This window comes from Flavobacterium sp. (genome assembly GCF_028712645.1).
Taxonomy (GTDB): domain Bacteria; phylum Bacteroidota; class Bacteroidia; order Flavobacteriales; family Flavobacteriaceae; genus Flavobacterium.
In genome coordinates this window covers 1-4,837 of the sequence record NZ_JAQTPQ010000260.1, presented here as the reverse complement: position 1 = coordinate 4,837, position 4,837 = coordinate 1, and the positions used below count along the sequence as shown (strand labels likewise).

The following is a 4,837-nucleotide window of genomic DNA, read 5'->3' as shown; positions in this document are numbered from 1 at the left end:
TCATGAAATATCATATCAAATAAGTATGAGAACCAGTTTAAGAGATATATTATCATCTGAACCAGTTTCTATTTATGTACATGACAAAGCAAGTGCAAATTATTTAGCTTCTTTGATGATTGGTTGTAAAATTATAAGATTAGGTAAGATACAAAATAATGTAGTATTACTAAATACATATCAAAAACAAAAGAAGAAGAGTTTAAGTGAATTATTTGCTGATGTTGATATAACCGAAAAAAATAAATGCCATATATCATTACTTAAAAATATTTATACATCTGATAGTTACATAGCAGAAACTGATAGTGTATATGAATTATTTGGAGAATTAAAAAAATACTATACCAGAAATGTTGTTGACAAAAAAGATGGTATTGTGTTTTCACCTGGTGTGTTTGATAATATAGGGAAAACAAATGATAATGTATTATGTTCTGATATTTTAGTATTAGATATTGATGACGGAGATTTAAGTCCTCTCGAATTTAAGAAAATTTTTAATGAAGATCATAAATTTTCTTGTTTAATAATGAATACATATAGTACATCTAAATTAGATCCTAATAGATATCGAGTTGTTTTCGCTTTAGATAGAAAGGTTGATTTTGATGAGTACATTTGTTTACATAATTATATTCAAACAATAATAAATGGTTATGGATATATTACTTGCTCTAAGCAAGACAGAAAAAAATTTGAAGGAGTTAAATTTTCAGGGATTGATTTAACTAAAGTATCTCCTGCTAGTGTATTTTATATGCCTTGTCAAAATATCAATCATATTGACTCTGCATTTTTTATCAGATTACACTCAGTTAATAAACAAGATTTTGTTAGACATACAATTAAAGTTGATGCTGTATTGAACACATCTGAAATTAGTGTATTAGATGATAGTAAACTATTTGATGAATTTTTGAAGTCAATGCCATCATTCGTTGAAAAACCTATAGTTATGTCTCCAGAATATGGTATAGTTGGGTGTTATTGGGATAATATGAATTATTATATTGATATACAAGTAGATCATAGTATATTTTCAATTTATTTTAGAGATAGATTAAATAACAAGGAGGATTTTAGATCAAATATAAAATCTTATCAATTAAATTATTTGTTTGATGATGTATTATTGAAATATATCACTCAAGAATCTTTATTACAAAAAAGAGTTAGACAACAATATAAAACTATTGATATTGAAGGATCTGGTGAATCTATTAATAAAAAATATGATAAGTATACTAATGAATTTTTATTAAATTTATTGATAACTGGTGGATATGATTTTCATGATCATTATTTATTTGGCCGCCTGGCTGCTGCAATGAATGCTGCGGGATTTACTGAACAAGACTTCAGATACGTTATTCCTATCGTTACTAGAGGTAAATCAGACAAAGAAATAGGGGATGTGTGGAATAACTGGGGAAAATACAAAAATATCACAAAAGGCACTCTGTTGTATATGCTAGGTCTCATAAAATAAAAATTTGACATTTGTTAAAAAAGATATATAATTTATCTTGTAAATTTAAAACAGTGACGAGATTATATTATGTTTATTCAGCAAATAATATTGAATCAATTAGGCGGGAGAAGATTTGTTTTGATGACAGGTTCAAAAAATTTCTTAACTGCTGATAAGACTGATACTAATGAATTTCCTTGGTTGAGAATGGATTTAACAAGGAATATTTCTGGTTCAAATAAATTGAAAGTATCTTTACTCTCTGATGATACATATAGGATGGAATTTTATAATCAAAAAATTGACAAAAAAACTTTTAATACTATAATTACTAAGAAGCAAACATTCGATGGTGTTTATTGTGATCAACTGAAAGAAATTTTTGAAACTGTAACTGGACTATATACAACGCTTTAGGTGATGGATATGAATAAAGAACAAGTTATTGAGTTATTTGATGATCTATATTTTGATTTTCGACTTGAATTGAATATTATTGATGAAACAACGATTGAATTTTCTGGTATATTTTTCTTGCCAAATCTATTAAAATATATCTATGATGTACTATATTCATGGGATTTAGTTTTTATTAGATCTGATGAGTGCTGCGAAAAAGAAACTTGGCGTCTAATTAAAAAATAGGATACTACAATGATTATTAAAATTGATGATTATATCTTCGTTAAATCAAATTATAAAAATATTGATGATGCAATAAAAGAAGCAAAGGAAAAGCAGGTTGCAATCAGAAAAAAAATGTGGGATATGTTAAAATGATTGATTTTGATCATGATTCAATCCATGGTAGCAAAGTAGATCAAAATATAACGGATGAGTTGACTTACAAGTTACTTGAATATAAATTACAATGTATTTCTTGTTTGGGCGATTTAAAACGTAAATTGTTCATTGATTTCGTCCATCATCAAGAAGAAAATATGCCTTGGAAAATGCAAGAAGCAAAGAATTTATATTTTGAAATATCAAGTATATTAGATGAAATACCGCGTATATAATAAACGAGATTACTATCCATTCGATGCAGTTTATTGTGGTAGAGGAAGTGATTTTGGTAATCCTTATTCACATAAGAATAATACCCAAGCAAAGTACAAGGTGAAAACCCGTGGAGAAGCAATCGCACTATTTAAACATGATTTGATTAGAAATCAACCTCTTTTAGCTAAGGTTAAAACTGAATTAAAAGGAAAGAATTTATTGTGTTATTGTTCTCCATATCCGTGTCATTGTGATGTACTATTAGAAGTTGCTAATGAAAATATTGATCTTAGTTTTATTGATAGACAGTTATTATATCATCTGAATTTATATGTTAATAATATCCTTGGGTTTATTAGTATTGATATAATAAAAAATGTTATCTTAATAAAAACATCAGAAAGGAATAATTGGTTAGTAAAAAATAAAAATTTTAAAAGTGCAATTATTGACAATCAAGGAATATTCAATTATAATTTTAAATATATAGAAGAAAATGATTTGATGACAATATTTAATTAGGAATTGTTTATGTATAGTGAGAAAGAAAAACGATTGATTGAGTTTTTCGGTTATCATGATTTATTAGATAAATCGGCTGGTATTGAACCAATCTTATTATATAGAATGATGGCTATGAAAGCATTCAAGCAAGATTTACATGGCAAAGAAGTTGATTCTCTAAGGAATTGTATAAACGCAATTGATAGTTTTTTAATATTTAGACAAACTCCTGAATGGGATGATTTGATAGAATTTAGCTGATAGGAATCTTGTTATGTACGGAAAAAGAATAAATTGGGATAATGAATTAAATCAATGGGTCACTAATAGTGGATTTCCGTTGAGCGCAGATCAAGCGAAAAAGATTCTTGAAAAAGAATATGAATTAGAAGTGTTAATACTTGATATTGAATTGCAAGTAGGCTACACCATAGCAAAAACTTTTGAATAAAAATATATGAGAAATGGTTTAATAGAATATAGATCATATATCAAAATGATCGAAGAAGCTGCATATTTTATGTGGTTAAATGGTAGTGAAGATCCTGAATACAATTGGTATCTTGCTGAACAACAAATAATTAAATTATTAAAAGGTAAGTGATAATGAGAATAGAATTTTTTGATTCAAATGCAGATAATATTTTAACAATAACTGATATAAATTCATTTTGTTTTAGTGGTGGAGAAATCCATATTAAAGTACCAATTGTAGATGATATCGGACACTGTGATTATAATATAAATCGTTAATTCAATAATACTTAATAAATGGTGAATATGATGAGAACACATTTTAGTGAAACAGGTAAAATTTATAAGGTCAGATTATATGTGATTGATTTTGATAATCAAAAAAACATTATTAGTGTTGAATTAGAAGAAGATGTTATTGATGAAGAAGTTGCATTTGAATCAGCAATAAAATATGCAATTGAAAGAGGAAATATTGATTCAGAAGAAGATGTTATTGATTTGGTTGATTACACTAGATACTCAGAGGTAGTCAACGAACCTATTGAAAGAGAATTAGGTTCTGCTTTTAAATTGGGCGAATCAACATTTATTGTGATGGAAGAAGAGAATATTATGCAATGTAAAAATTGCTATTTTTTATCATCTCATTGTGGATTTATTCGCCAATTCAACGGTAAAGATTATTTAGGTGCGTGTAAATCAATCAATAGAACTGATAATAAAAATGTATATTTTCACAAGGTTTGATTTAGAATGGGATTTAAAGTTAGAAATGGGCAAGAATTATTACAATATTTAATTAAAGGATTTTATATTACTTGTTCAAATGGTAAAAGATATATTACATTTGAACAAGGTGAATTAAGATATTTTTGTAATAATGAAAATTATCGTATTGATATAGATATTGATACTTTATTATCTTTATATAAAGATGGATGGAAAATATTACCATTAAAAAATAAATGGTGGCATAATATTCCTAATTCTGGCATATGGTGTTGGGTTTCAAATTTAACTTGGGATGACAAAACTATTTTAGAAAGGGTGTATTCTTGTATGGAAGTATCTGATTATTATAGTTTTAAAACATCAAGAAATTCATTCAAATACGCTGTACCAATAAAGAAAAGTGATTTAGAATTATTCAACGATTCGGTTGAATTCAGTAAAAATATTTAATTTTGGAAATTTTTATTATGATAATATTTGGACCAGCTGTACAATTTTTTGACGAAAATAATATAGAAATAATAGTTAGTTTGGATTTTCCAAATTATCATTCCAATGTATATAGGAAATATGCGATATTATCTTCTGACTCACCAAACGATGGGTTCGCAACTGATAGTGGATTCAAATCAAGAGAAGAAATCAGAG

At 26.7% G+C, this 4,837-nt stretch carries 13 protein-coding genes; all 13 read left to right on the top strand.

The window, feature by feature from the left end:
* Positions 1-1,492, top strand: a 1,492-nt coding sequence (locus tag PHC28_RS15735; RefSeq protein WP_300102827.1) for a hypothetical protein, incomplete at its 5' end; no start/stop codon positions are given.
* Positions 1,493-1,561: 69 nt separating this feature from the next.
* On the top strand, positions 1,562-1,891 hold the full coding sequence (locus PHC28_RS15730) for a hypothetical protein (RefSeq protein ID WP_300102825.1): 330 nt from the start codon (positions 1,562-1,564) through the stop codon (positions 1,889-1,891).
* A gap of 9 nt (positions 1,892-1,900) precedes the next feature.
* Positions 1,901-2,119, top strand: coding sequence for a hypothetical protein (locus PHC28_RS15725; protein WP_300102822.1), 219 nt, complete (start codon positions 1,901-1,903; stop codon positions 2,117-2,119).
* 9 nt (positions 2,120-2,128) lie between these two features.
* A complete protein-coding gene (locus tag PHC28_RS15720) occupies positions 2,129-2,254 on the top strand; it encodes a hypothetical protein (RefSeq protein WP_300102819.1) in 126 nt (41 codons plus the stop codon).
* Complete coding sequence (locus PHC28_RS15715; RefSeq protein ID WP_300102816.1) at positions 2,236-2,493, top strand: hypothetical protein; 258 nt, start codon at positions 2,236-2,238, stop codon at positions 2,491-2,493. The genes PHC28_RS15720 and PHC28_RS15715 overlap by 19 nt, the downstream gene beginning before the upstream one ends.
* Positions 2,474-2,998, top strand: a complete 525-nt coding sequence (locus PHC28_RS15710; protein WP_300102813.1) for a DUF4326 domain-containing protein — start codon at positions 2,474-2,476, stop codon at positions 2,996-2,998. The genes PHC28_RS15715 and PHC28_RS15710 overlap by 20 nt, the downstream gene beginning before the upstream one ends.
* 9 nt (positions 2,999-3,007) lie before the next feature.
* Positions 3,008-3,241 (top strand): hypothetical protein, encoded by a 234-nt coding sequence (locus PHC28_RS15705; protein ID WP_300102811.1) that lies wholly within the window; start codon positions 3,008-3,010, stop codon positions 3,239-3,241.
* Between the two features lie 13 nt (positions 3,242-3,254).
* On the top strand, positions 3,255-3,431 hold the full coding sequence (locus PHC28_RS15700) for a hypothetical protein (RefSeq protein ID WP_300102808.1): 177 nt from the start codon (positions 3,255-3,257) through the stop codon (positions 3,429-3,431).
* 6 nt (positions 3,432-3,437) lie between these two features.
* Positions 3,438-3,584: a hypothetical protein gene (locus tag PHC28_RS15695; RefSeq protein ID WP_300102805.1), complete on the top strand. Its 147-nt coding sequence runs from the start codon at positions 3,438-3,440 to the stop codon at positions 3,582-3,584.
* Between the two features lie 2 nt (positions 3,585-3,586).
* The gene (locus tag PHC28_RS15690; protein WP_300102803.1) at positions 3,587-3,733 is read left to right on the top strand and encodes a hypothetical protein; all 147 of its coding nucleotides are present in this window, start codon (positions 3,587-3,589) and stop codon (positions 3,731-3,733) included.
* Between the two features lie 27 nt (positions 3,734-3,760).
* The gene (locus tag PHC28_RS15685) at positions 3,761-4,204 is read left to right on the top strand and encodes a hypothetical protein (protein ID WP_300102800.1); all 444 of its coding nucleotides are present in this window, start codon (positions 3,761-3,763) and stop codon (positions 4,202-4,204) included.
* 6 nt (positions 4,205-4,210) lie between these two features.
* Positions 4,211-4,639: a hypothetical protein gene (locus tag PHC28_RS15680; protein ID WP_300102797.1), complete on the top strand. Its 429-nt coding sequence runs from the start codon at positions 4,211-4,213 to the stop codon at positions 4,637-4,639.
* A gap of 17 nt (positions 4,640-4,656) precedes the next feature.
* On the top strand, positions 4,657-4,837 hold a 181-nt coding region (locus tag PHC28_RS15675), incomplete at its 3' end, for a hypothetical protein (protein ID WP_300102794.1).

Excerpts from the sequence above, each read along its gene's own strand:
- PHC28_RS15710 (WP_300102813.1), top strand. The coding sequence starts at position 2,474 with ATGAAATACCGCGTATATAATAAACGAGATTACTATCCATTCGATGCA.
- PHC28_RS15695 (WP_300102805.1), top strand. The coding sequence starts at position 3,438 with ATGAGAAATGGTTTAATAGAATATAGATCATATATCAAAATGATCGAA.
- PHC28_RS15725 (WP_300102822.1), top strand. The coding sequence starts at position 1,901 with ATGAATAAAGAACAAGTTATTGAGTTATTTGATGATCTATATTTTGAT.
- PHC28_RS15690 (WP_300102803.1), top strand. The coding sequence starts at position 3,587 with ATGAGAATAGAATTTTTTGATTCAAATGCAGATAATATTTTAACAATA.
- PHC28_RS15700 (WP_300102808.1), top strand. The coding sequence starts at position 3,255 with ATGTACGGAAAAAGAATAAATTGGGATAATGAATTAAATCAATGGGTC.
- PHC28_RS15705 (WP_300102811.1), top strand. The coding sequence starts at position 3,008 with ATGTATAGTGAGAAAGAAAAACGATTGATTGAGTTTTTCGGTTATCAT.
- PHC28_RS15680 (WP_300102797.1), top strand. The coding sequence starts at position 4,211 with ATGGGATTTAAAGTTAGAAATGGGCAAGAATTATTACAATATTTAATT.
- PHC28_RS15720 (WP_300102819.1), top strand. The coding sequence starts at position 2,129 with ATGATTATTAAAATTGATGATTATATCTTCGTTAAATCAAATTATAAA.
- PHC28_RS15730 (WP_300102825.1), top strand. The coding sequence starts at position 1,562 with ATGTTTATTCAGCAAATAATATTGAATCAATTAGGCGGGAGAAGATTT.
- PHC28_RS15685 (WP_300102800.1), top strand. The coding sequence starts at position 3,761 with ATGATGAGAACACATTTTAGTGAAACAGGTAAAATTTATAAGGTCAGA.